This is a genomic window from Natronomonas gomsonensis, from assembly GCF_024300825.1.
GTDB classification, from domain to species: Archaea; Halobacteriota; Halobacteria; order Halobacteriales; family Haloarculaceae; genus Natronomonas; species Natronomonas gomsonensis.
Window position 1 is genome coordinate 434154 of the sequence record NZ_CP101323.1, and the last position, 24379, is coordinate 458532.

At 64.8% G+C, this 24379-nt stretch carries 27 protein-coding genes; 12 read left to right on the forward strand and 15 right to left on the reverse strand.

All coding sequences use genetic code 11. The annotated features are described in order from the left end of the window. Nucleotides 1-207 precede the first annotated feature (207 nt). Nucleotides 208-441: a DUF1328 domain-containing protein gene (locus NMP98_RS02450; protein ID WP_254859982.1), complete on the reverse strand. Its 234-nt coding sequence runs from the start codon at nucleotides 439-441 to the stop codon at nucleotides 208-210. A 222-nt stretch (nucleotides 442-663) separates the two neighbouring features. Here NMP98_RS02450 and NMP98_RS02455 point away from each other — a divergent pair, with 222 nt between their 5' ends. The 4 genes from NMP98_RS02455 (at nucleotide 664) to NMP98_RS02470 (ending at nucleotide 6138) form a co-directional block, all read left to right on the forward strand. Next, complete coding sequence (locus NMP98_RS02455; RefSeq protein ID WP_254859983.1) at nucleotides 664-1632, forward strand: acetamidase/formamidase family protein; 969 nt, start codon at nucleotides 664-666, stop codon at nucleotides 1630-1632. A 289-nt stretch (nucleotides 1633-1921) separates the two neighbouring features. Then, nucleotides 1922-2116 (forward strand): cold-shock protein, encoded by a 195-nt coding sequence (locus tag NMP98_RS02460; RefSeq protein WP_156708026.1) that lies wholly within the window; start codon nucleotides 1922-1924, stop codon nucleotides 2114-2116. 200 nt (nucleotides 2117-2316) lie between these two features. Then, complete coding sequence (locus NMP98_RS02465) at nucleotides 2317-3651, forward strand: hemolysin family protein (RefSeq protein WP_254859984.1); 1335 nt, start codon at nucleotides 2317-2319, stop codon at nucleotides 3649-3651. Between the two features lie 69 nt (nucleotides 3652-3720). Continuing rightward, nucleotides 3721-6138 carry a DUF2298 domain-containing protein gene (locus NMP98_RS02470; protein ID WP_254859985.1) on the forward strand — a complete coding sequence of 806 codons (2418 nt, stop codon included), beginning with the start codon at nucleotides 3721-3723 and terminating at the stop codon, nucleotides 6136-6138. Nucleotides 6139-6144: 6 nt separating this feature from the next. Here the strand turns inward: NMP98_RS02470 and NMP98_RS02475 are convergent, their stop codons facing one another. Then, nucleotides 6145-7713 carry a spermidine synthase gene (locus NMP98_RS02475; protein ID WP_254859986.1) on the reverse strand — a complete coding sequence of 523 codons (1569 nt, stop codon included), beginning with the start codon at nucleotides 7711-7713 and terminating at the stop codon, nucleotides 6145-6147. 58 nt (nucleotides 7714-7771) lie between these two features. Next, entirely contained in the window at nucleotides 7772-8869 is a 1098-nt protein-coding gene (locus tag NMP98_RS02480; protein WP_254859987.1) for a thiamine pyrophosphate-dependent dehydrogenase E1 component subunit alpha, read from the reverse strand. Between the two features lie 121 nt (nucleotides 8870-8990). Here NMP98_RS02480 and NMP98_RS19405 point away from each other — a divergent pair, with 121 nt between their 5' ends. Both NMP98_RS19405 and NMP98_RS02485 read left to right on the forward strand, forming a co-directional pair. After that, on the forward strand, nucleotides 8991-9113 hold the full coding sequence (locus tag NMP98_RS19405; RefSeq protein ID WP_268105338.1) for a hypothetical protein: 123 nt from the start codon (nucleotides 8991-8993) through the stop codon (nucleotides 9111-9113). Between the two features lie 164 nt (nucleotides 9114-9277). Further along, nucleotides 9278-9538 carry a hypothetical protein gene (locus NMP98_RS02485; RefSeq protein ID WP_254859988.1) on the forward strand — a complete coding sequence of 87 codons (261 nt, stop codon included), beginning with the start codon at nucleotides 9278-9280 and terminating at the stop codon, nucleotides 9536-9538. Nucleotides 9539-9581: 43 nt separating this feature from the next. Here the strand turns inward: NMP98_RS02485 and NMP98_RS02490 are convergent, their stop codons facing one another. Together NMP98_RS02490 and NMP98_RS02495 are read right to left on the reverse strand one after the other, a co-directional pair. Further along, nucleotides 9582-9926: a DUF5658 family protein gene (locus NMP98_RS02490; RefSeq protein WP_254859989.1), complete on the reverse strand. Its 345-nt coding sequence runs from the start codon at nucleotides 9924-9926 to the stop codon at nucleotides 9582-9584. Nucleotides 9927-9942: 16 nt separating this feature from the next. Further along, complete coding sequence (locus NMP98_RS02495; protein ID WP_156708017.1) at nucleotides 9943-10089, reverse strand: hypothetical protein; 147 nt, start codon at nucleotides 10087-10089, stop codon at nucleotides 9943-9945. 144 nt (nucleotides 10090-10233) lie between these two features. Here NMP98_RS02495 and NMP98_RS02500 point away from each other — a divergent pair, with 144 nt between their 5' ends. Continuing rightward, nucleotides 10234-11427 (forward strand): redox-regulated ATPase YchF, encoded by a 1194-nt coding sequence (locus NMP98_RS02500; RefSeq protein ID WP_254859990.1) that lies wholly within the window; start codon nucleotides 10234-10236, stop codon nucleotides 11425-11427. 53 nt (nucleotides 11428-11480) lie between these two features. After that, nucleotides 11481-11693 (forward strand): SGF11 family protein, encoded by a 213-nt coding sequence (locus NMP98_RS02505; RefSeq protein ID WP_254859991.1) that lies wholly within the window; start codon nucleotides 11481-11483, stop codon nucleotides 11691-11693. 232 nt (nucleotides 11694-11925) lie between these two features. Here the strand turns inward: NMP98_RS02505 and NMP98_RS02510 are convergent, their stop codons facing one another. Together NMP98_RS02510 and NMP98_RS02515 are read right to left on the reverse strand one after the other, a co-directional pair. Continuing rightward, on the reverse strand, nucleotides 11926-12216 hold the full coding sequence (locus tag NMP98_RS02510) for a DUF7521 family protein (RefSeq protein WP_254859992.1): 291 nt from the start codon (nucleotides 12214-12216) through the stop codon (nucleotides 11926-11928). A gap of 71 nt (nucleotides 12217-12287) precedes the next feature. Beyond that, nucleotides 12288-12638, reverse strand: coding sequence for a winged helix-turn-helix domain-containing protein (locus NMP98_RS02515; protein WP_254859993.1), 351 nt, complete (start codon nucleotides 12636-12638; stop codon nucleotides 12288-12290). A 102-nt stretch (nucleotides 12639-12740) separates the two neighbouring features. Here NMP98_RS02515 and NMP98_RS02520 point away from each other — a divergent pair, with 102 nt between their 5' ends. After that, on the forward strand, nucleotides 12741-13172 hold the full coding sequence (locus tag NMP98_RS02520; RefSeq protein ID WP_254859994.1) for a universal stress protein: 432 nt from the start codon (nucleotides 12741-12743) through the stop codon (nucleotides 13170-13172). A 7-nt stretch (nucleotides 13173-13179) separates the two neighbouring features. Here NMP98_RS02520 and NMP98_RS02525 read toward each other — a convergent pair whose 3' ends face one another. From NMP98_RS02525 to NMP98_RS02550, 6 genes are all read right to left on the reverse strand, one after another. Continuing rightward, nucleotides 13180-13887 (reverse strand): fumarylacetoacetate hydrolase family protein, encoded by a 708-nt coding sequence (locus tag NMP98_RS02525; RefSeq protein ID WP_254859995.1) that lies wholly within the window; start codon nucleotides 13885-13887, stop codon nucleotides 13180-13182. Nucleotides 13888-14066: 179 nt separating this feature from the next. Continuing rightward, a complete protein-coding gene (locus NMP98_RS02530; protein ID WP_254859996.1) occupies nucleotides 14067-15281 on the reverse strand; it encodes a PAS domain-containing response regulator in 1215 nt (404 codons plus the stop codon). Nucleotides 15282-15354: 73 nt separating this feature from the next. Next, the gene (locus NMP98_RS02535) at nucleotides 15355-16266 is read right to left on the reverse strand and encodes a diacylglycerol/lipid kinase family protein (RefSeq protein ID WP_254859997.1); all 912 of its coding nucleotides are present in this window, start codon (nucleotides 16264-16266) and stop codon (nucleotides 15355-15357) included. Continuing rightward, on the reverse strand, nucleotides 16263-17840 hold the full coding sequence (locus NMP98_RS02540; RefSeq protein ID WP_254859998.1) for an MmgE/PrpD family protein: 1578 nt from the start codon (nucleotides 17838-17840) through the stop codon (nucleotides 16263-16265). The genes NMP98_RS02535 and NMP98_RS02540 overlap by 4 nt, the downstream gene beginning before the upstream one ends. A gap of 66 nt (nucleotides 17841-17906) precedes the next feature. Further along, nucleotides 17907-18599: an SOS response-associated peptidase gene (locus tag NMP98_RS02545; protein ID WP_254859999.1), complete on the reverse strand. Its 693-nt coding sequence runs from the start codon at nucleotides 18597-18599 to the stop codon at nucleotides 17907-17909. 169 nt (nucleotides 18600-18768) lie between these two features. Continuing rightward, on the reverse strand, nucleotides 18769-19221 hold the full coding sequence (locus NMP98_RS02550) for an RDD family protein (RefSeq protein ID WP_254860000.1): 453 nt from the start codon (nucleotides 19219-19221) through the stop codon (nucleotides 18769-18771). Nucleotides 19222-19349: 128 nt separating this feature from the next. Here NMP98_RS02550 and NMP98_RS02555 point away from each other — a divergent pair, with 128 nt between their 5' ends. The 3 genes from NMP98_RS02555 (at nucleotide 19350) to NMP98_RS02565 (ending at nucleotide 23585) form a co-directional block, all read left to right on the forward strand. After that, nucleotides 19350-19733 carry a hypothetical protein gene (locus tag NMP98_RS02555; protein WP_254860001.1) on the forward strand — a complete coding sequence of 128 codons (384 nt, stop codon included), beginning with the start codon at nucleotides 19350-19352 and terminating at the stop codon, nucleotides 19731-19733. Between the two features lie 63 nt (nucleotides 19734-19796). After that, nucleotides 19797-22133, forward strand: coding sequence for a S8 family serine peptidase (locus tag NMP98_RS02560; RefSeq protein ID WP_254860002.1), 2337 nt, complete (start codon nucleotides 19797-19799; stop codon nucleotides 22131-22133). A 201-nt stretch (nucleotides 22134-22334) separates the two neighbouring features. Further along, the gene (locus tag NMP98_RS02565; RefSeq protein ID WP_254860003.1) at nucleotides 22335-23585 is read left to right on the forward strand and encodes an ornithine cyclodeaminase, nickel-pincer nucleotide-dependent; all 1251 of its coding nucleotides are present in this window, start codon (nucleotides 22335-22337) and stop codon (nucleotides 23583-23585) included. Between the two features lies 1 nt (nucleotide 23586). Here the strand turns inward: NMP98_RS02565 and NMP98_RS02570 are convergent, their stop codons facing one another. Together NMP98_RS02570 and NMP98_RS02575 are read right to left on the reverse strand one after the other, a co-directional pair. Next, a complete protein-coding gene (locus NMP98_RS02570) occupies nucleotides 23587-23856 on the reverse strand; it encodes a DUF7553 family protein (protein WP_254860004.1) in 270 nt (89 codons plus the stop codon). After that, nucleotides 23853-24242, reverse strand: coding sequence for a universal stress protein (locus tag NMP98_RS02575; protein ID WP_254860005.1), 390 nt, complete (start codon nucleotides 24240-24242; stop codon nucleotides 23853-23855). Before NMP98_RS02575 ends, NMP98_RS02570 begins: the two co-directional genes overlap by 4 nt. Between the last annotated feature and the right edge of the window lie 137 nt (nucleotides 24243-24379).

A 24379-nucleotide genomic window follows, 5' to 3' on the forward strand; every position in this document is an offset into this window, starting at 1 on the left:
TACGTGCCGCGATGACATGGATGTTCGGTTGGTTCACTGGTGCCGGCGCCGCTGGCGGCAGTGCCGAACCGAGTGGCTCCCTGCGGCGTGTCGGGAGCGACCATACATAGAAGACGAGTCGTGAGACCGGTGCCAGTCTCTTAGGTGATTTCTGACGTGAGGTCGTTTAACGACGTGTGGTGGCGTCCTCGCTGTCGTTCGGGGTGCTCAAAGGAGAAGCGAAATCACAGCCAACACCAAGAAGATGATGACGAACCACTTTGCGATGGTCATCGTGACTCCGGCGACCCCGCGTGCACCGAGGACTGCTGCGACGATTGCAATTACGAAAAATATCACCGCCCACTGAAGGAAATCGCCTGACAATTGTAGCGGGACCAAGCTAGCAACCCCGGCCGACAACTGGTGTTTGACCGACGCCGCGATTGTAGTGGTCTCCATATCGGTAGCAGTAGGGATACGTCATTAGTTATGGAGTCTCAAAACCGAGCGGGCGTGAGTAAGTCGAGTCCCAGCAGCGATAGAACGTGACCCCCTCGAGGTAGAACAGTCCAGTCGAATCCGCTAGTGGATTGACGACTGCGAACGGTTCTGACGCTCGGTAACCCGGTGGTCCCCGGGGCCAGTGAACAGTTCTTAGCCCACTCGGTCCGTTCGTCGGGTATGTCACCGGAACCCACTGTCGACCGGGAGATAAGCGCCCGAGACGAGAACGTCCACCGAGGTTGGAGTGCCGCTTTCGACCCCATTGCGTCGGTCGAACCGGGGTCAGTCGTGCGATTCGACTGTCGAGGGGCACCGGACGGGCACTTCGACAGCGAGTCGACGGTCGAAGCCCTCGAAACGATGTCCTTCGAGGGGCATCCGTTGACCGGCCCCGTTCGGGTCGAGGGGGCCGAACCGGGGGACGTACTCGCCGTCGAGTTCCTCGAGTTCCAGCACAAGGGGTTCGGTGTGAGTTACTTCTATCCGGGCGATGCGGGGAAGGGACTGCTTCCGGAGTCCTTCGAGGACCCCGGACTCCACGTGTGGGACCTCGACGGCGAAGTCGGACGGTTCGTCGACGGAATCGAAGTCCCGCTGCATCCGTTTCCGGGCGTCGTCGGCGTCGCGCCGTCGGAACCGGGGACCCACAGCACCGTCCCACCGAGGCGGGTGGGCGGGAACATAGACATCAAACACCTCACCACGGGGTCGACGCTGTACCTCCCGGTCGAGACCGAGGGCGCGCTGCTCAGCATCGGCGACTGCCACGCGGCACAGGGTGATGGGGAGGTGTGCGTGACCGGTATCGAGGCTCCGATGTTCGTCACTGCTCGACTCTCGGTGCGGTCGGATATGAACGTCGACGGTCCACAGTTCGAGACGACGGGACCGTTCACGGCGAATGGGGTGGACGGACCGACGTACGGAACGGCGGGTGTCGCCGACGAACTCATGGAGGCGACCAAACTGGCCGTCCGTCACATGGTCGACCACCTCGAAGCGGTGCGGGGACTCACTCGCGATGAGGCGTATCTCCTCTGTTCGGCCGCGGTCGATTTGAAAATCAACCAGGTCGTGAACCGACCGATGTGGACGGTGTCAGCGTATCTTCCGAAGAGCATCTTCCCGGGCGACGATACGGTATGATGTAGAGACACCACCGGCGAAAATCGAATTCTCGTGCCGCGTAGACGCCGGTCAGAACCGCGCCCACCCATGACAACAGTCCACAGGAAATGTCGGATGCGTTAGAATTGTGGGTTCCACCGAAGTATGCGTTGGTTGTGATGAATCGGACATTATTTCTCAGATATGGCCATTATGGTCCGTTCTGTGTTTGAAAAAGCGTCTACTTTGGATGTACGTTTACTAATATTGGATTATAGCGGACGTATACGGAACCCTTATCAGTGTGCCTCTACTTCGGTTACTTGCAATGGTAAACGGTAAGGTTGATTTCTTCAACGACACGGGCGGCTACGGTTTCATCGCGACTGAGGACTCTGACGACGACGTTTTCTTCCACATGGAGGACGTTGGCGGTGAGGATCTGACAGAAGGGACGGAAATCGAATTCGAGATCGAACAGGCCCCCAAGGGCCCGCGCGCGACGAACGTCGTCCGCGCTTAATTACGGTTACTGCATCGTCGCTACACGGCGACGCCGCGTAACTTCGCTTCTTTCGAGGACTGCTCCGATAGCGACGGCGCTACAGAAGGGGCAGGAACGGGTTTCGACCGATTCCCGACAGCCTCGTTTTAATAATCACCCCCACGAGACGGCAGTATGTTCACTCGATGCTCGAACGGACGCGTTCCCCGGAGGCGACGATGGTAGACGTCGCCTTCTCCGCGGCGCGGGTCCTCCTCGCCCTGTTCCTCGTCGTCCTGAACGGCTTTTTCGTCGCCTCGGAGTTCGCCTTCGTCCGGGTCCGGTCTACGTCGGTCGAACAACTGGCCGAGGAGGGACGCGCTGGGGCCGGCGTCCTACAGGACGTGATGGCGAACCTCGACGACTACCTCGCGGCGACGCAACTCGGCATCACCATCGCCTCGCTCGGCCTCGGTTGGATCGGCGAACCGGCCGTCGCGGCACTTATCGAGCCAATTCTCGAATCCGTACTGCCGGCGAGTCTCATCCACCTCGTGGCGTTCGCAATCGGCTTCAGTTTCATCACGTTCCTCCACGTCGTCTTCGGCGAACTCGCACCGAAGACGATTGCAATCGCTGACGCCGAGCGAGTCTCGTTGTTGCTGGCCCCGCCGATGAAGTTCTCCTATTACCTGTTCAAACCCGGCATCGTCGTGTTCAACGGCACTGCCAACGCCTTCACCCGCCTGCTGGGAGTCCCGCCGGCCTCCGAGAGCAACGAGACGCTCGAAGAGCGCGAAATCCGTCGCGTCTTGATGCGGTCGGGCGAAGAGGGCCACGTCGAGATGGCCGAAGTCGACATGATAGAGCGCGTGTTCGACCTCAACGACACCGTGGTTCGAGAGGTGATGGTGCCGCGACCGGACGTGGTGAGCGTCCCGGCCGACCTGTCGCTGTCCGACCTCCGGTCGACGGTGCTTGACGCCGAGCACACGCGTTACCCCGTCGTCGAGGCCGACGACGCCGACCGTGTGGTCGGATTCGTCGACGTGAAAGACGTGCTCCGCGCTGCCGAGACCGGCTCCGAGTCGGCGACCGCTGGCGACCTTGCACGCGAAATCATCGTCGTTCCGGAGACGATGACGGTCAACGACCTCCTCTTGCAGTTCCGGGACGAACAGCGACAGATGGCTGCCGTCATCGACGAGTGGGGCGCCCTCGAAGGCATCGCGACCGTCGAAGACGTCGTTGAGGCCATCGTCGGTGACCTCCGCGACGAGTTCGATGCCGAGCGCCGCGAACACTCGATACGCAGCGTCGACGACGACACCTACGATGCCGACGGGTCGGTTACGCTGTCGGCCATCAACGACACCCTCGACACCGACTTTGAGACCGAGGGCTTCGAGACGCTCGCCGGATTTGTGTTCGACCGCCTCGGGCGGGCACCCGAAGTCGGCGACAACATCGAGGCTGAGGGGTACGTCATCGAAGTGACGAGCGTCGACGGCGCCCGTATCTCGACGCTCCGAATCAAAAGCGCGCCCGATGACCCGGACACGTCGGCGGAGTAATCGCCCGTCACCGGTCGGAACATCCCGTAATCCAGAAGGTTTACGCCCGAAGCGCGGCCGAACGTACCCGTGCTCGAACTCGCTATCGTCCTGAAGTGGCTCGTTGCGTTCGCGGCCCTGACCGCGGTCGGCGCGCCGCTGGCGGCGGCCGCTTTCCCGCGGCTTCCCCGCCGCGGTGCGGCGCTGGCCCTCCCGGCGGCCGTCGTCCCGCTTGCGCTGTTGGTGTTCTGGCTGGGACAGGTGACCTTCGGTCTCCACACCGTCGTCGTCGGCCTGGGTCTCGTCGTCGCGGCGTCGGCGCTGGCGTATCGCCGCGGCGCTGAACCGGAGTGGCGCGCCGTCGCCGGTGGCTACGCCGTCTTCGCCGTCGGCTTCCTGTTTCTCGTCTCCTTCCGGATGTACAACGCCGGCATCACGCCGGCCGGTGGCGAACAGTTCCTCCACTTCGGATTGGTGAAGGCGCTGTTGCGAGCGGAGACGCTTCCACCCGAGGACTTCTGGTTCGCCGGCGAACCGCTCCGGTACTACTACGGCACCCAGATGCAGGTCGCCAGTTACACGCTGTTGACCGACACCGCACCGCGGTACGGGTTCAACCTCGGTATCGCAGCGTTCTACGGCTTCCTCGTCGTGTCGGCGTACGGTCTCGTCGGCGCGGCGACGGCGCTCCGCGGTCGGTCCTACCGTCTCGGCGGCGCACTCGGCGTGTTCTTCGTCGCCCTCGCGGGCGCGCTGACGACCGCCGTCCGCCTCGGCTTCGGCCTGCTTCCCCGCGAAACCGCCCTCGAGTACGGCCGGCCCGCCTTCGACGCGGTCCGGCACATGCCCTACGAGGAGGCCGTCGTTCGACTGAGCAATCCCTTCGAGTGGGGTTGGTTCTACACCCGATACGTCGTCCCCAACACCCTCCAAGAGTTCCCGCTGTACTCCTTCGTGAAGTCCGACCTCCACGGCCACGCGCTGGCCAACGGCTACATTCTCTTTGCCGCCGCCTTGGCGCTCAGTTACTATCTGACGCCGGCCGAGGAACGCGGCCGACGCCTCGCCGTCGTCTACGGCGGGATGGGACTCGTCGCGGGCGTCTTCGGGTTCATGAACACGTGGTCGCTGCCGACCGTCGTCGGATTGGCGTGGCTCGCACTCGCTGCCGCCGACGCCCACCCGGCGACGCTGCTTCCCGGCGTCGGTGACCGACTGGCCGTCGATGCCGACCCCGAATCCGGCGGTCGACTCGAATGGCTCGGCGCCGAACTGTGGCGTATCGTCCTCGCGGGCGTCCTCGCGGCGGGCGTCGGATTGGTCGGCGTCGCCTTGGCCTCTCCGTTCCTCATCTTCGGCAACGTCCCGACCAACGAGGGCGTCGGCTTCCTGCCGCCGCGAACCGATATCTGGCCCTTCCTCGTCATCTACGGCAACGTGCTGGCGCTGTTCGCCGGCTACCTGCTCTACAGCGGCCGCGAGGCGATTCGTGACGCCTCGCCGGTCGCCGTCGTCGCCGTCTCGCTGTCGGGGCTGGCCGCCGTCGCCGCCTTGCTCTGGCTCGTCGACTTCGCGGTGCTGGCGGTCACCGGCCCGCTGTTGCTCGGTGCGTGGTGGCTCCTCCGAACGGACCGCATCGGCTTCGAGGGACTGTTGCTCGTCGCCGGTGTCGGGCTGATTCTGTCGATGGAAATCGTCTACGCAAAGGTGTGGCCGCCGACCCAGATTCGCTGGAACACGACGCTGAAGGTCGCCGTCCAGGGGTGGACCCTCGCCGCGGCGGGGATGGGCGGTGCGAGCGCGCTCGTCCTCACGGACGCACGCCAGTATCTCGCGGAGCGACTGTCGAGTGAACCCACCGAGACATCGACCGACACTGCCGCTCGCGCGGACGGTGGGGCAGAAGACGTGACCGGTCGGATTCCATCGATGCCGACGCCGACGCGCTCCGCTGTGGTCGCCGGAACGTTGGTCGTCGCCGTCATCCTCTTGAGCAGTCCGTTCGCAGTCCTGACGTTCGCCGGTGAAGTCGGCTCCGACGCGGCCGCCGACCGCGAGGCGACTCTCGACGGACTGGCGACCCACGAACACTGGCACGCCGAAGAGATGGAGGCCATTCACTGGCTCGACGACCGGCAGGGGACGCCGACCATCGTCGAGGCGCCGGGTCGGGCGACGTACCGCTGGAGCAGTCCCGCCTCGACGCTGACTGGCCTGCCCGCGGTCATCGGATGGGACCACCAACAGGGGTATCGCGGCGTCGAGGCATTCGAGCGCCGCGCCGAGGAGGTCGACGCCGTCTACGCCGGGCCGTGGTCCGACGCCGCAGCGACGCTCCGAACCTACGAGGTGCAGTACGTCTACGTCGGCCCCAACGAGCGCGAACAGTACGGCGAGAACCTTCGGGCGTTCGACGAGCGACCGGAGTTATCCGTCGCCTTCGAGAACGAGGCGGTGACGATTTACGAGGTCGACCATTCCGCGCTCTCGGCGTCCGGGGGTGGTTGACGGCGTTCAGCCGGCCGTCTCGTTTCCGGGTGCCGTCTGCTCGATGACGTACCGCTGGCCCACCATCGGGTCCAGCAGGCTGTCGACCGGCGCGCGGTCGTCTCTGAGTATCGGTACGTCGTCGGTCGGTTCGTCGTTCCGATAGCTTCCGATTTCGCTTTCGAGGTCGATGCCGATGTCGCGCTGGCGGTTCCGTTCGCGCAGTTCGGCTTCGGTCACCTGTTCGGGGTTCTTCGTGGCGACGATTTCGATGTTCTGGACGACGCTCGACCCGGCGGTCGGGAAACTGTACACCTGCGGGTACACCTGCTCCATCGTTCGGTACTCGGCGCGGTAGAACTCCGAGGCCGGCCCGCTCGGCGCTGAGATGAGGTTCGCAAACAGGATGCCGTCCTCCGAGAGGCGGTCGTTGGTCAACTGCATGAACTCCACCGTCGTCAACTGGAACGGCACCTTGTCCTTCTTGTAGGCGTCGAGGACGATGAGATCGTAGGTGTGGTTGGTGTTCCGAAGGAACCGACGGCCGTCGCCGTTGTGGATGTTGAGTTGCTCCGACTCCTCGACGCGGAAGTACTGCTTGGCTACGTCGATGACTTCGGGGTCGATTTCCACCACGTCGACGGTGGCGTTGTACTCGGCGGCGAACCGTTTCGGGCCGGTGAACCCACCGCCACCGACGAACAGCACTCTGTCGATGTCGTCGGGGTCCTTCGCGAACAGATACGGCATGTGGAAGTATCGCGTGTACTCGAAGACGTGGCGGTTCGGGTCGTCGAGGTCCATCGCGCTGTGGCGTTGGCCGTCGAGATACAGCGTCCGGGTGTCGCCGAGGTCTGCCACTTCGAGTTCCTGATACGGCGTCTGGGTCTGGTAGACGACCTGTCCACCCGTCGAGACGCCGACGGCACCGCTACCGATGGCGGCGACGAGAAGCACCGTGACGCCGACCGTGGCGAACAGCGGTTCGCGGTTCATCGACGGCAGCGCAATGGACAGCGCCGTCCCGACCAACAGCAGACCAAACAGGAAACTGATAGCCTCGATGCCGAACGAGGGGATGAGGAAAAAGGTCGTACCGAACGCGCCGAGGATACTTCCGACCGTTCCGAGCGCGTACACCCGACCGGAGGCCTCGCCGATTTCTTCCGTGTTCGACAACTCGGCCGCGTAGGGACTGATGAAGCCGAGCAGATACGTCGGCGGACCGAACAGCAGCGTGATGGCCGGCAGCGAGGCGAACCGACTGGGAAGCGGGAACGACGACCCCGCCGCCAACAGCAAGTCGCCCGCGAAAATCAACAGCGCGACGTAGGCGGCCGTCCCGAGCAACAGCCACGTCAGGCGGTCGACGCTGGCGCGTTCGGCGGCGCGCTTGCCGCCGTAGTGATACCCGAGGCTCAGCGCCGCGAGGAACACGCCGATGATGCTCCCCCAGGTGTAGATGCTGCTGCCGAACTGGGGGGCGACCATGCGGCCGGCGAGGATTTCCAGCCCCATACTCGCCACGCCGGAGACGAACACCGCGAGTTCGGGTGCGGTCACCCGACCGAACGACCGACCCGGAAGCGAATCCATATGCTAGCCGTACGGTCTTCCGGGAATAAAGGTTGTCGAGGCGGAAGAGGCGGGCGATTTACTCCCCGTCCAGCAGTGCCTCGTCGCCGTACTCCTCGCGGAGTCGCTGGAGGTACTCCTGACCTTCTTGGACCCGCGGGGTCGGTTCGGCGTAGGCGTCCGCAAAGAGGTCCTCAGGGTCGGCCTCGACATCGGTCCCGCGGTCGATGATGTCGGCAACGGTCTCCTGGACCTCCTCGTCGATGGTGTCGATTCGTTCCTCGTCGAGGGACCCCCGCTCCCTGAGGAACGTCTCCATCCGGGGTATCGGGTCCCACTCCTTCCACTGTTCGACCTCGCTGTCGTCGCGGTAGGCGGTGGGGTCGTCGGCGGTCGTGTGGGCACCGAAGCGGTACTGGACCGCCTCGACGAGCGTCGGCCGCGTCTCGGCGTCGGGGTCTTTCGCCTTCGCGAGCGCCTCCGAGACCACCTCGTAGGTCGCAAGCGGGTCCATCCCGTCGACGACGACGCCGGGAAGTCCGTAGGCGGCCGCCTTCTCGGCGTAGGACTCGCTGGCGGTCTGCTCGTCGGCCGGATGGGAGATGGCCCACCCGTTGTTGTTGCAGATGAACACTGCCGGAACGTCGAAGACGCCGGCGAAGTTCAGCCCTTCGTGGAAGTCGCCTTCGCTGGTCGAACCCTCCCCGAAGTGACAGACGATGGCGTTGTCGTCGCCCTGCAGTTTCGACGCCCACGCCATCCCTGTCGCGTGGGGGATATGGCCCGCGATGGAGATGTTCAGCGGCGCGATGTTGTGGTCGGTTAGTGCGGCGTTTCCCGACTCGTGGCCCATCCAGTAGCGGACGTACTCCGCCAGCGGCCCGCGGTCGACGACGGCGGCGTGTTCCCGATACTGGTACAGTATCCAGTCGGCGTCGTCGACGGCGTACATCGACCCGAATTGTGACCCCTCCTGTCCTGCCAGCGAGGCGTAGGTGCCCACACGGCCCTGCCGCTGGAGGCTTATCATCCGCTCGTCGAAGTGCCGGGCCAGCCGCATGTCGGCGTACAACTCCACCAACTGCTCGTCGGACAGCGGCGGTTCGTAGCCGTCGTCCAGCGGCCGGCCGTCCGAATCGAGTCGGCGGTGTATCTCGTCGTCCGAGCCGAAGGTCATACGCCCCCGTTCCACCGGGAGGGTGATATCGGTTCGCCCTCCGGTGAGATGGCTGTCAGGAGCGGCCGAGTACGGCGGCGGTGACGCAACGCTTTTTCCGCCCGGCGCTCTCGGAACGCGTATGACCGACTACATCGTCGAGGAAGAACAGCAACTGTCGCCCGTCGTCGTGGCCTCCTCGGCTGTTCTCGTGGCCGCGTTCGTTCTCGGACTGCTGTATCAACTCGCGCTGTTCGTCCTCTGAATCGCTGCGAGCGTTTCATTCCCGGAACGCGAACGCCTCGTTCGGAAGGCCGGGCCTCGTCGCTGTCGAGGCACCCAGCGCATCGCCGAACAGTTCCCACATCAGGACTGAGCGGTTCCCGGTCGAGGAGGGATTTTTTTGACATCCGACCCCGACCACCATCCATGTCCGATGCCCTCCAACGGACGATTCGGCGCTGTACCGCAGTGTTGGCCATTCCGCTGTCGCTGTACCCTATCGTGTTCGTCGCCCGACTGGAGACCGATGGCTACCCGTACACGAACCTGACCCTCGAAGTAGCCGACGAAATCGCTCTCGTCGTACTGGTGGGTGCCGTCGTCTATCTCGCCGTGAGCGTCCTCCTGCAGTTCGTCCTGGCCGACCCAACTCCCAGCGGGCAGGCCGACGGTACCGAGGCGAACTGATTCTCCGGGCGGTCGGCCGTGTCGGGTTCGCGACCCGAGACGCTCACAGCGTTCCCGACAGCACCAGCAGGTTCCACGCCGTGACGAGTCCGCCGACGACCGCCAGCGCCAGCGGGACGGCCGTTCGGCCGGGCGTCCGCAACACGCGCCACGCTAGGTAAAACAGCGTGAACACGACTGCCTTGAGGCCCAACAGCGCGACCGGGCCGTAGGCGTGGATGAACGCCCCGGCGATGGGGCCGGCTTCGGCGGCCCCGCCAGCGGAAAGGCCCCAGAACGTCGTCGCGGTGTCACCGACGCCGTACAGAAGCACCGCCGCGACCCACAGCGGTCGCTCGGCGTCGGCGAGCAACTCGAAGGGGCTCCGGGCGGGCGTGTCGGCGCTCACTGGGCGACCTGTCGAGTCAGGGCGTAATAACGGCGGCGGCTGTGAGCGCGACGAGCAGTGTCGCACCGAACAACAGGAGGAAATCGGCGGTCGGCGAGATGTAAGCGGTCGACTCCGACTCGACGCCCTCCGTCTCGACGGCCGTGGCGTGGTCCGTTGCCATACCCACCGTAGCGGTTACGTCCGATTTAAACTCCGCTCGGTATCGAGCGCCGAATCGTCAGTCGAAACCGACTGCAGTGTGTCACCGAAACGCACTGACGGCGCCGATGGAAGCCCTCTTGGGCGCCAGCGAGCAACCGACAGTATGAGCTATACGGTCGGACTCGTCGGCAAGCCCTCGGTCGGCAAGTCCACGTTTTTCAACGCCGCGACGATGAACGACGTGCCGGAGGGTGCGTATCCGTTCACGACTATCGACCCCTCCATCGGCGAAGCGTACGTCCGCGTCCCCTGTGCTGCTCCCGAATTCGAAGAGACCTGTACGCCCGATTCGGGCTTTTGCCGGAAGGGCGAGCGGTTCGTCCCCGTCAAACTCGTCGACGTGGCCGGACTCATCCCCGGCGCCCACGAGGGCGCCGGCCTCGGCAATCAGTTCCTCACCGACCTCAACGAGGCTGACGTGTTGGTCCACGTCGTCGACTTCTCGGGGACGACCGACGCCGAGGGCGAACCCACCGAGGGCCACGACCCCCGCGACGACATCGAGTTCCTCGAAGACGAACTCGACATGTGGTATCTCGACATCCTCGAACGCGGCATCGAGCGCTACGAGGGCGCCTACAACACCGCCGAGACGGACATCGAAGTCGAACTCGCAGAGCAGATGACCGCCTTCCGGACCAACGAAGACGAAATCAAGCGTCTCATCCGCCGGGTTGGCTGTGGCTTCGAACCTGCCGAGTGGGACGGAGACGACCGCGAGACGTTGGCGAGAGAGATTCGGCAGGCAACCAAACCAATCGTCATCGCCGCCAACAAGATGGACACCCCCGAAGCACAGGCCAACTACGAGGAAATCACGTCGGACCCCGACTACGACCACCTCGAAATTGTCCCCGCCAGCGCCCACGCCGAGAAGGCGCTGAAGGCGGCCGACGAAAACGGCGTCGTCGAGTACGTCCCCGGCAGCACCGACTTCGAGATAGTCGGCGACATCTCTGAGGAACAAGCCGCCGGCCTCGACCGCATCGCCGAGTTCGCCGCCGAGTACGACGGCACCGGCGTCCAAGCCGCACTGGAGACCGCGCTGTTCGACACGCTCGGCCTGCTGGCGGTGTTCCCCGGCTCTTCGGGCGGCCTCGGCACTGCGGACGGCAAAATCCTCCCGGACTGCTTCCTGTTGCCGCCGGATGCGACCACCTCGGATTTCGCCTACCACATCCACTCGGACCTCGGCGACGGCCTGCTCCACGGCGTCGACTGCCGTGCCGGCCGACAAATCGGCGGCGACCACGAACTTGACCACCGGGACGTGGTCGAACTCATCACAACGAACTGACCGCTGACGAGGGCCGTTGCTGCGGAAGAGAGGTTCTTATCGGTCGAGTGCGTATGACGAACGTGCCCGAGAAACGCGACCGGAACCTGCGGCGACCCGACCACGCCATCCCGCCACAGACCGACGAGATACGCGCGGAACTGGAGGCGGGCGACCGCGAACTGCTGCACTGTCTGAACTGCGGTCGACAGTTGGTCGCGCTTCGACACGGCGAGCGGTGTCTGTTCTGTGGCTCCGGCGCCACCGTCGTCGAGGAGTGGCGCTGAGATTTTCGCCGTAAGCCTCGATTTGGCCCTTTTATCGTGAGTGTACGCCGAGCGCAAGCGAGGCGTTTCCCCGATGCCGAACGCCGAAGGCGTGAGGCGTCGGTAGCGCGCACGGACTGAGGTGGCCGCAGGCCACCGAAGGAGTACGCGCTATTTTCCCCCAAGTTTTGCCGCGGAGGCGTGTCGCGCGCCGAACGGCGCGCGACCGCCGGAGCGTACAAAAAGTGGGTGGCTAGCGATACAGCGACATGTAAATCATCGCGAAGCCGACGATAAACGGCACCGTCTCGGCGATTTGTAGGTAGAACAACTGCCGGCCGAGGTCACCGCTCACGCCGACCTGTGTCGTGAGGTTCGTCATCGCGACGCCCATGCTGATGAACGCGAACCCGATGAACGCGTACTGGAGTCGGTCCGACCCCCGCTTGGAGTACGCCTGAAAACTGATGAGCGTCAGTCCGAGCGAGAGGCCGAAGAGAACGAGTCGCATCAGAATCAACACGCCCTGCAGGATATCGACCATGTGCGGGGGATTCCTGCCGTCGTATTAAAACCACCCGCCCGGACGGCGGAGTCGACACGAACGCGTTCGTCTCACTCGGCGCCGAGGTCGTCCCACAACTGCGTGAAGCGGTCCGGGAGGTTCTCGCGTCGATAAATGCGGACCTTGTACTCGTCGTCTTCCAGTTGGATGACGGTGCTGTCGAAGTTGCACTCGTAGACGTTGTAGTGGTTGCCGTCCTCGGCGACGGCCGTCTGCTCGATGATGAGTTCGTGGTCCTGTAACAGTTCGAGCCGCCGGTAAATGGTCGGAAGCGACAAATCACACTCTTCGGCGAGTTCCTTCGCCGAACGAGGCTGGCGACTAATCGCTGCCAGTACCGTCCGTGCGTGTTGGTCGCCAATTGTATCGAGGACATCCTCGATGCTACGATCGTCTGCCACAACCCGTTTCAGGAAGGGCAGAATAAAAACGTTTCCGACGGTCGCGCCGTCCCCGAATCCGGGACAGCCCGTTTGAAGTGGGTGGCCCCCGGAGTGGATTTCATGTACGATTCCGTGCTGTTGCCGACTGACGGAAGTGACGGGGCTGCCGAGGCGCTCGAACACGCCATCGGAGTCGCAACCGCCTTCGACGCCGACCTCCACATCATCTCGATAATCGACCGGCGCGTCGTCTTGGCTGCCGACACCGACGAAAAAGAGGCCGTCCGTTCCGAACTCTCCGACGACGCGACCGAGGCCGTTGAGGGTCTCGCGAACCGGGCCGCAGAGGCGGGTATCGAGGCCACGACCGCGACGACCGAGGGCGTCCCTCACCGGGAGATTCTCGCCTACGCAGCCGACAACGACCTCAACCTTCTCGTTCTCGGAACGCACGGTCGAACGGGCCGCGAGAAACGCCTCCATCTGGGCAGTACGACCGAACGCGTCGTCAAGGAGTCCGAACGTCCCGTCACCGTCGTCAACATCGGGTAACGGCCGACTACTCGACGGTGTTTCGCAGCGTCCCGATTCCCTCGTAGTGGATTTCGATTTCGTCACCGCGCTCCAACAGCCCGGGGTTTGCGGGACTGCCGAAGGAAATCACGTCGCCGGGCTTGAACGTAAAGCGCTCCGAGAGGAACGAAATCACTTCTCGCGGCTTGATGAACATGTTCTCGGTGTTGTCCTCCTGTCGGAGTTCGCCGTTGATGTGGGTCGTCATGTCGAGACCGACGGGGTCGACGTCGGCGACGACGGGGCCGAGCGGTCCCGAGGAGTCGAACGCCTTCCGGGCGGTGCGGCGCTCCTGGTCGAGACAGTCGAGGTCGTTGAGGATGGTGTAGCCGCGCACCACGTCGTCGACCTCGCTTTCGTCGACGTTCTTGCACTCGGTGTCGATGACGGCGGCCAACTCGCCGGCGTAGGTCAACTCCTCGGTGAAGGTGGGGTACGGAATCGGCGTCCCGGGGTCGTGCAGCGAGACCGGCGGCTTGATGAAGAAGTCCGGCATCTCCGGCACCTCGTAGTCCATTTGGTCGACCTTCTCGCCGAAGTTGCGACCGACACAGTAGAACACGGATGGTTCACACGGCGCCAGCAAATCGTACTGAGCGGGTTCGTACGTCCCGTCCTCGGTGTGGACGGTGCCGTCGTCGTCGTACTCGCCTTTGAGAACGCCGTCGGGCGTCTCGATGCGTGCCTGTTTCATGTTGGGGCCGGCGGCCGCCCCGGACTTACGTGTTGTTATCGTCACCGAGGGTGTCACGTCGACGATGGGTGTGATGGCCGCCTTTCCCCCTTCGCAAACCCTTGTCTGTCGCCATCCTCTCGTTGTCTACCGTATCTACCTCTTAAAACTCGGCTTGGCTTTCCCATCAGCAGTCGTCATCACAACGGACCGATGTCGTCGACTGAGACGACGACGAGCGTTCGGTCCTCGCCGGACATCGGTGAGGCGCTGACGGTCAGCCAGAAATCCCGGCTCGGAAGCGACGCTTCGCAGTCGACGCCTCGAATCGCGGTTCCGGCGCTGGCGACGACCTCCCAGAGGTACTCACCGTCGGCAATCGGTTCTCCGTCGGCGTTCCGGAAGGTCACCGACGGCTCCGCCGGTGAGAGACCGATTAGCTCCTGTCGCTCCATGCCGAACACCTCGGCGGCCCGGTCGTTCGCCCGCCGGATGTGGCCGTCCCGCTCCATCAACAGCAACGGCGTCGGACTTACCTCAAGGATTCGGTCGGTGAGGTCCCGCTCCCGACGCAGGCGCCGTTCGGTTTCGCGACGCTCGCTTATATCGCGACTGTTGACGATGAACCCATCTATGTCCGGGTCGTCGAGTCGGTTGGCACCTCGGGATTCGATGCACCGCCAGTCGCCGCTTTTGTGTCGGAAGCGGTACTCGACGGTGGGTCGGTAGTCGGGGTTCGACAGCGATTTGGCGAACTCGCGTTCGACGCGCTCGCGGTCCTCGTCGTGGACCCTATCGAAGGCGCTCTCGCCGCGGAGTTCCCGTGGCGCGAACCCCGTCACCTCCTCCATCGAGGGGCTGACGTACTGGAAGGTGCCGGTGTCGTCGAGGACACACACCGTCGCCGGGGAGTGTTCGATGAGGGCTCGAAACCGAGCGCGTTCGGTACGGATGGCTTCGGTGGCCTGCTCTCGTGTCCGTTCGACCTGTTCGGTCGCCCGCCGTGCGTCGACGACGCTCTCGACTCGGTGTGCAAGGCGAGTAAACCGCTCTGATCCGCCCGATTTCGTGATGTAATCGGTGACGCCCAGCGAGATGGCGTCGCTCGCGACGTTCTCGGAGCCTTCGCTTGTAAAGAGGATGAAGGGAATGTCGTCGTTGAGGACGCGGACCTGTCGGAGTAACTCCAGTCCGTCGGTACTGGGCATCTCGTAATCGGAGACGATGCAGTCGAACTCATCGAGGCGGTCTGTCACCGTCTCCGGGTCGGTTATCGGTGTCGCCCGGAGCCGGCCGCTCGTCGATTCGAGGCCCTCCGCGGTGAGGTCGCACAGCTCCGCGTAGTCGTCGACGCACGCGACCGATATCGGCCGCTCGATGGCCGCCTCAGAGGCCGATGTCGAATTTATCGCCATTTGTGAACACGGATTATACACTCATGGTATAAATTCTATGGTCACTATCGCTGGACGAAATGCACCGATGCGGTCACTCGGAGGGGTACGCGACCGACAGCGCCTCCGGGACCACTTCGAGTTCGGCCGCAGTTACCGGCTCCGAGACGGGCGTTCCGTCGAGTTCGACCGGGAGTCCCGCCTCCGAACGGAGCCGTACGGTCTCACCCGTGGCGTATCGAACCGACGGGTCCTCGATTATCCGCCCCGCTCTGGCTCGCCTCGCGAGTCGAACGGCCTCACGAGGCCCGACCGATTCCACAACGAGGGTGTGGAGGAGTCCGTCGCCGCGTCTGGACTCCGGGAGCAGTTCGAAGTCGCTCCCGCGGTAGCGGCCGCCGCCGATGGCGACGATTCGTGCGGCGCCGTGATACATCGGGTCGCCGCCGACCGACAGCGACAGTTCGACGGGGTCGTCGGCCAGCGTCGCCCACCCGGTCGCGAGGAGGTACGCGAGCGGGCCGGGCAGGCGTCGCAATCGCTCGGCGTGGCCGAGTGCGCTCCGGAACAGTCCGGCAGTAAATCCGAGCACGAAATACGTCGGGCCGATTCGAGGTGTCGTGTCGGCTCGACCGACCTCCAGCGGCCGCGTCTCGATTCCGTCGGCCAACCGGGCGGCGACGCTCCGCCAGTCGGAATCGCCGTAGAGATGTCGATACGAGGAGTTCCCCCTGCCGGCCGGAACGACGAACAGCGGCGTTTCGATGTCGGCATCGACGAGCGCCGCGGCTACTTCACGGAGGGTTCCGTCGCCACCGATAGCGACCACGAGGTCGGCCCACCTCGCTTGCTCTATCGCCGCGGTGGGAACGTCGTCTGCACCGGTCGTGATGGCCGCATCGACATCGGCCTCGGGGAACTGCGCGGACAGGTCGGCGAACAACTCCGCCGCGTTCCCGCTGCCGGATTGTGGATTGACGACCGCACCGACGCGTTCGGGTTTCACGGTGACTCCTCCGGAGCGAACGCCCCAAGCGAGACGGACGGGGCGCTGTCGACGGCGAACAGTTCGTCGACGCGTTGGGTCGCATCCGACGGTCCCACACCGGCGGCTTCGAGTCCCGACCGACACTTGTTGCGGGCGACCGCCCGTATCTCTTCGAGCGGCTTGCCGGCGAACCCCGAGGGATGGTCGACGGTCGTCTCGATGGTCCGGCCGTCGGCGGTGGTCACCTCGACCCGGGCACCCATCCGCTTGTCGGCCTCGGAGAGGTCGGTCGGGAGTGGTCGCTTGCGGGCGAACCGCAGCAGCGTCGGGAGATGTCGAAGCGTCGCGCCGACGCCGACGGTTTTCGCCGCGTACCCCACGACGGGGACTCCGACCCGGCGGAGCATCGCCCCCACCGGCACTTCTGACTGCAGCGCAGCCATGGTAAACGACGCGTCGTGGTGGAGGAACACCCGGTCGGCCAACCGCCAGACGTCGGCGTCACCGACCCGTCCGGACAACTGTCGCGGCGTGTGTTCGCCGTCGATGAGCGCCGCCGCGACGTTGAACGGAATCGTAAACGAGAGCGCGGAGGCGGGGCTGTTCGGCCCGTCGAGGTACGGCGAGGCGCGGTCGTCGACCTCCGTTGCGAACAGCGACCCGTACACGTCGACGCGTTCGATGGTGGTTCGGCCGCGGTCGAATCGCCCACGAGCCTCCAATGCAGCCTCGATTGGCGCCGTCACGTACGCACAGCCGGGGACGCCCTTCACCGTCACGGCGCGGGTGTGCCAACGCTCGCCGAACCCCTTCAAGAACTCCGGCAATGGGAGGTCGGCGAAGGAATCGAGGAACCCCGCGTCGGCTTCGGTGAGGTCCGGGCGGCCCGAGAGCCCAGCGCGTGCGGAGTCGACGGCGGCGATACCACTCTTCAGCGGTTCACTCGCACTCCAGACCTTCGCATCGCTCCCGAGGAACGGTGATTCGAGCGGCCACGGCGGTTGTAATAGCGCCGTTCCGAGGGCGTCGCTCAGCGTTTCGGCATCGTCGCCCTCGATGACCGCTCGTCCCACCGCGGCAGCGACCGCGTGGATGTAGGCGGTCTGTTGTCCCCGGAAGGGACCGATTGCCGCCGCGGCGGCCAGCCGTGCGGCCACTTCGTTTGCGGCGACATGTGCGACGAGCAGTCGTTCGCCGCTTTCCCCCGTCGATTCGGCGTACGCAAGCGGGACGAAGACGCTGCTGTGGCCGGTGTGACCGCCGAGGACGGTGTCGTCGAAGTCCAGCGCCATCGACAGCGCCGCGTTGCCGGCCGCCGCACCCTCCGGCGTCAGGTCTGTGCCACCGAGGAACGTCGCGTCGCCGTCAGCGTGGCTTTCGGACGCCGTCGCGATTCGCTCGCCGAGGGGATGAGAGCACGTCCACACCGCCGCACCGACGGTGCTGACCAACTGTGCGCGTGCGGCCCACCGCACCGGACGCGGCACGTCGCGGTACTCCAACTCGGTCGCCCACCGAGCGGCGCGGTCCAGAAACGGGTCGAGTTCCGTTTCCTCCTCGCCGCCGAGCGGCAGGCGGTCGGTGACGGTCATCGTTGGCCAGTCGTCGCCCGTCGGTTTAGGCGTTCGCCCGGCACAGGCCGGTCCCACGGCACGGATTCACCCCTCGACCTCCCGAACCAACTCCGGGCCGTCGTTGGCGGGATTGTTCACGGCCGTCGAGACGGGGTACGACCGGAGGTCGTCCTCGGGGGCGGGGTCCAGCGGGACGGACTCCCCATCGAGCCACGCCCCCTCCTCGTCGGGGCTGAGGACGACGGCCATCCGGTGGTGTAGCGGCTCGACGACGCCGTTCGGCTCCGTCGTCACGACGGTGAACGTCTCGACTGGGTCGGCCTGCCCTGTCGACCCGCTCTCGCCGCCGTCGAACTCCCCGAGACCGGTCTGGAGCGTGTCTGGCGTCCATCGCTCGTAGAGGCCGGCCATCGCAAAGGGGCGGTCGTCCTCGTAGGCGACGCGATAGGGTCGTTTCCCGTCTCCGGTGTCGGCCCACTCGTAGAAGCCGTTGGCGGGAACGAGACAGCGCCGTTGCTCGTAGGCCTCGGCGAAGGCGGGCTTTTCGTCGACGGTCTCCGCACGGGCGTTGATGTGGCCGTCGCTCCGGTCGTCGGCCCAGCGCGGGACGAGCCCCCATTCGAGCCGCTGGATGGCGTCGGGTTGCGCTCCGGTGATGACCGGAAGCCGTTGGCTCGGCGCGGCGTTGTACCGCGGCTCGAATTCGAAGGCGAACGTCGCATCGAAGCGGGCTTCGAGTTCCTCCGGTGGCGTGAACAGGCTGTAACGGCCACACATAGCCGCGACTACGGGCTCCGATTCGAAATAGGTGCCGGCGGTGGACGGATGGCGAACAGGCGGGAATGCGTATCCGGCGGCGGGTCCCACGCTACGGCCTCGACCGACCGCCGGCCTCTCTCAGGTCACGGGCAGTCTGGTCGCGGTATCCGATAAAAAGGGTCGGTCGCTACAGTTTGTCGACCGTCGGCTTCGCCTTCACGACGACGGTATCGGCGACGAGGTCGCCGACGCGCTGCTTGCGGTCGGTGACGAAGATGGCGACGAGGCCGACGACGTAGAAGAACGGCAGTGCGTCGACGATTCGCAGCAGCGTCCGAATGGCCGAGTCGCGGTAGGTAATCGGGTCGCCGTCCTCGGTGACGACGACGATGTCCATCACCATCTTCCCGACGGTCTGTCCGTACTCCGCCTCGAAGTAGATGAAGTAGGCGAAAAACAGGAGCGTCCCGAGGCCGCCGACCAGCACTCCAAGGGTCTCGGAAATCACTGCCAAAACTTCGGAGACGACGCCGACTAAGAGGCCGAACCCGACCGCGTCAATGAGAAACGCGAGGATTCGTTTGACGACGACGTCGTCCTCGGTACCCAAATCGGGAAGCGGCCGTTCGAAGGTTACCATGTCCGTTCGGTGCACGTCGGTTGGGGATAAAGATACAGGAAGCCGACTGGTGGCGTGCGGTTCGTCCGCCCCGGCCGTCGAGTCGACTCCGCCCGCGAATTTAAACGACAAGCCGCCGTAGCGGCCCCGTGGCCGACGACGACGACCCGACGTTCGCCATCCCGACACCTCCCGAGCGTCGCTACCCTCGGGGCGGCGGCGTCGAGTACGAAGGCGAGACGGTGTTTTCGGTGCGGCCGACCGTCGACTTCGACGACGACGCTCTCGCTGCAGTCGTCGAGTCGGTTCTCGACGCCGGCCCGTATCGGTACGGCGACTGGTTCGATTTGCCGATGCCGCTGTATCTCGTCCACGACGACGACACCGGCGACACGTTCCGCGTCGCGGTCCGCGACGGTGCCGTCGAGTTCCACGTTCTCCCGGCGACGGACTCGGCGGGATTGCGCGGGCTGTATCGCCGACTGACCGACGCGACGGACTCGTCGTGGTCAGTCACGCGAAAAGGCGAGTGACCGGACCTTTGGACGGGTTTGTCAGAATCGGATTAAGTGTGGCTTCGAGAGTGCCTGATACAGATGAGCGACGACGGCATACACAGACGAACGTTCGTGAAGGGTATCGGCATCGCAGCCGGGACGGCGGCCTTCGCAGGCACGGCCGCGGCGAACTCGGTCGTCTCGACGGCGGTTCTCGACGAGGAGTTCGACCTCGACGGCGGGCTTCAGGAGGCGCTCGTCGTCTTCGATTCGACCGACGACGCCGAACGGCTCGACACGCTCGATCTCGAAGAGGGCTACCGCCTGTTCGAACACCTCGGCATCGCGTGGACGCACCTCCGGCCGGCCCAAATCGAGACCGTCGCCGGTTGGGACTCGGTTCGGCGGGTCAAGCGCACCGAACAACTGGAGTGGCACAACGACGACACCTCCCGGCAGTCGATGGCTGTCGAAGCCGTCCACGAGGACCTCGGCTACACCGGCGAGGACGCCCACGTCGTCGTCATCGACTCGGGGCTCAACGCTAGCCACCCCGGAATCGGCTCCGACCGCGTGGAGGCGAACTTTCGGTACGTCGACGAACCGACCGGGCCGCGGGACCCCCTGTGGGTCGACGCCGGCCCCGGCGACACCGACACCGTCGGCCACGGCCAACACTGTGCGGGCATCGTCGCCGGCAACGGCGAGGGCGGCGTCAACGGCACCTACGAGGGGATGGCACCCGACGCGACCATCACCAGCTACGCTGTCGTTCAGGGGGTCTACCTCCCGTACGTGGTCGCGGCGTGGGACCACCTCCTCGGCCGCATCCGAACCGAACCGGAGTTCGACCCCGACGTGGTGTCGAACTCCTACGGCGTCTCCCGGAACAACGTCTACAACCCGAACGACCCCGTCAACGTCGCCACGTGGGAGGCGTTCAACGAGGGCGTCCTCCCCGTGTTCTCCTACGGCAACGACGGGCCGGACCTCGGGTCGGGCAACCGCTTTGCGAAGGCACCGCACGTCCTCGGCGTCGGCGCCGCCGAGAAGACCATTTCACCCGAGGACAACGTCAACAACCGCTCGATTACGAACTTCTCCTCGCGTGGTCGTGAGGTCGACGACGAGACGTTCTACAACCGCGAACAGTTGCTCCAGAACCTCCGGGAATTCCACGCCATCCAGCGCGGCACCCACGCGACAGTCGACAGCGGCACGTTCACCGGAACCGTCGGCCCCGCAGTCAACAGCAGTCCGGGCGCGGCCGCCGTCGACGAGGACACCGGTTCCGCCTACGAGCGGCTCGAAACCTTCGGGAACGTCGACCTCGTCGATTTGACGCTGACGCTGGACCCCGAAGGCCAGTGGGTCCGGATGCGCGTCTACGAGGAACAGAACGGCAACTGGGTCGAAATCGCACAGTCCCGAGAGGAACCGTTGAAGCAACACGACACGCTCACCGTCGATGTCGACGGCGGGAACACCTACCTCGTCGAACTCGAACCCGAAGACGCCGTCGCGGCCGACTACACCATCGAGTACGAACAGTACGAGAAGGCCGACGGCGACCTCTCCGAGACTCGGCCGCTGACCCTGTTCCGCCCCGGCATCAGCGCCCACGGGAACCTCGTGTTGAGCACGCAGGACAAAGCCGACGTGCTCGGTCCGCTCGGCGAGACGGGCGACGCCGAACCGTTCTACGGCCGCCTCTCGGGTACGTCGATGTCCTGTCCCGGCGCGGCGGGCATCGCCATGCTGGTCCAGGAGGCCTACCGTGCCGAAAGCGGCGGCGAGGAACTCTCCCCCATCGACCTCATCCGCGTTTTGGAACACAGCGCGGCCGACTTCAACCCCGAATACACCGTCACGAACACGGGCGCCGGGTTCGTCGACGCCGAGGCAGCCATCGAAACGGCCGAGGCGCTGGCCGGGGGTCTCACAGTCGCCGACCTCGACACCGGACTCGACGCGCTCGTCGAGGATGTCGAATCGGTCGAACCGCCCGAGCAGTTCGGTTTGACGGCCAGTGGTAGTCGCGAGGAAGACGCGACGGTGCTTACGGGCGGACAGGCCACTCGCGTCACGGTGACGCTCCGGGACTTCGACACCGACGCGGCCGATTCCGTCCGTGTGGTCGACCAGTTCCCCCCGGAGTGGAACTTCCTCGAATACGGCGGGACCTACGAATCTGTCGACAACGACGCCGGAACGGTCGACTTCGGCACCGTCTCCGCATCCGACCTCGACGACGGTCCGGTGAAGTTCACCTACTTCATCGAGGCACCAGAGGGCGTTCAGGCCAGCGGGCCGTACACCTTCGGCGCCGCCGAGGCCACTGTCGAAACGTGGGCCGTCCCCGAGGAGAACCGTGGCTCCGAGTCGACAACGTTCGGCGGGACAACGGACGTGGTGGTCATCGGCCAGTCGACGTAAGGCCCGCGGCCGTCGCTCGTCGTTTTCGTCTGTTGGCAAAAGCGGGGACAGGGATGCCTCCGTTCCGGGTGTCGAAGTGGTCGCTCCCACTCACACCCACTGGTATCCAGTATCAACCGACGTATCAGTGTTTACCCAAATTCGACCCGAATCGCAGTTCTCACCCACAACCGACTTATCGACCCGAACCGACGCACCGATATGAGCGTCTCTCGCGTCGTCGAGTTGGAGGGCCACATCATCGACTCGGGGATGATGCAGGCCGCGTTCGGTATCGTCATGGACCACGGTGGCTCCTTCGACGTCGAGGAGTTCGACATCGGCCGCCACAAGGATAAGGAGTCCTACGCCCGCATGCTCGTCACCGCCGACACCGAGGAGGACCTCCAGCGCATCGTCCACGAACTCCACCAGAACGGGGCGAACCTCGCCGACCCCAACGACGCGAAACTGGAACCGGCTCCCGAAGACCAGGTCGTCCCGCACGGCTTCTACTCGACGACGAACCACCCCACCCAGATTCGCTACGAGGGCGAGTGGGTCGACGTCGAACACATCGAGATGGACTGTGCGGTAATCGTAGAGGAAACCGACTCGGGCGTTCGCGCGTACACGAAGGTTCTCAATGCCATCGAGGAGGGCGACCGAGTGGTCACCGGCGAGACCGGGATTCGAGTCCAACCGCCGGAACGGCCCCGGAGTCAGGAGGGCGCCTTCGGGTTCATGCAGGGCGGCATCTCCAGTGAACGCCCCTCCGAATCGACCATTGAGCAGATAGCCGAGGCCATCGAGGAGACGAAAGCCGAGGGCGGCGACGTGTTGGTCGTCGCCGGCCCCGCGCTCATCCACTCCGGCGCACGCGAGGACCTCGCCTCGCTCGTCGAAGAAGGGTACATCGACTACCTCTCTATCGGCAACGGCTTCGCCGTCCACGACATCGAGCGTGACCTCTACGGCACGTCACTCGGCGTCAACACCGAGACGCTGGACCACGCTCGACACGGTCACAAACACCACATCTACGCCATCAGCGAGGTCATCCGCGCCGGCGGCATCGAGGAAGCCGTCGAGGAGGGCCTCCTCGAATCCGGCGTCATGTATCAGTGTGTCCAAAACGACGTTCCCTACGTCATCGCGGGGTCGATTCGGGACGATGGCCCGTTGCCCGACACCATCACCGACGCCATCGAGGCACAGAACGCCATCCGCGAGCAGGCCCACGAGGCAGATATGGTGTTGATGCTGTCGACGCTGCTTCACTCCGTGGCCGTCGGCAACTGTCTACCGTCGACGACGCGGGTCGTCTGTGTCGATATCAACCCGGCGACGGTGACACAACTGCTCGACCGCGGGTCCGCACAGGCGGTCGGCATGGTCACCGACATCGGGACGTTCGTACCCATCCTCGCGGAGAATCTGCTTGAGGAAGGAGCCGTCGAGTTGGACGACTGATTTACGCGCCCGGGACGCCTTCCCGGTAGGTTATCAGCGCCGCTTTCGCGTCCGCGACGGCGTCGGCCGTCTCGCCGGTCGTCTCGTCGGTGAGTTCGTCCAGCGTCCGGTCCATCCGCGCGAGGGCACCGTGGTCGAGTTGCCGGCCGGCATCGAGTGCCTTCGATACCTTCTCGACGATTCGGTCGAGTCGCTGTTCGGCGTCGCCGTCGGCGAGGTCCCGTGCGGCTTCGAGCGTGTCGAGGGCCGACTGGAGTTCGTCCGCGCTCATGTGTCGAGGGGGATTGCGACGACCGGCACGTCCGAGGTCAGCAACACGTCCTGTGCGGTGGAACCGAAGACGATTTTCCCGGTTCTGCTCCGCTGTCGGATGCCGATGAGTACCTCGTCGACGTTGTACTGGTCGACGAACTTCTGGATGTCAGTCGAGGGGTCGTTCCCACGGACGAGTTGGTGGGTTTCGGCGTTCGGAATCGACTCCGTGAGTTCCTCGGCGGCCTCCTTTCCGTCGAGGACGTCCCGGTCGGACGTGCTGTCGCCGCCTTTCAGGGAGTTGACGACGTACACCGTGTCGTCGTCGGTGACCCGGCCCTTCAGGTACCGTCGCAGTCGTTTGCTGGTCGTCTCGTTGTCGGTCGCTGCCAAGAACGTCGTCATGTGCACCCACGACGACCGGTACCCTATTAAAACCGTCCGCTGATTCGAATATACATATTCGTGCACATATTTTTGACATCTCGAACCGGAATATGCAGTTTACTGCAGCCGAACCGGGGCTATCATTAGCCATGCGC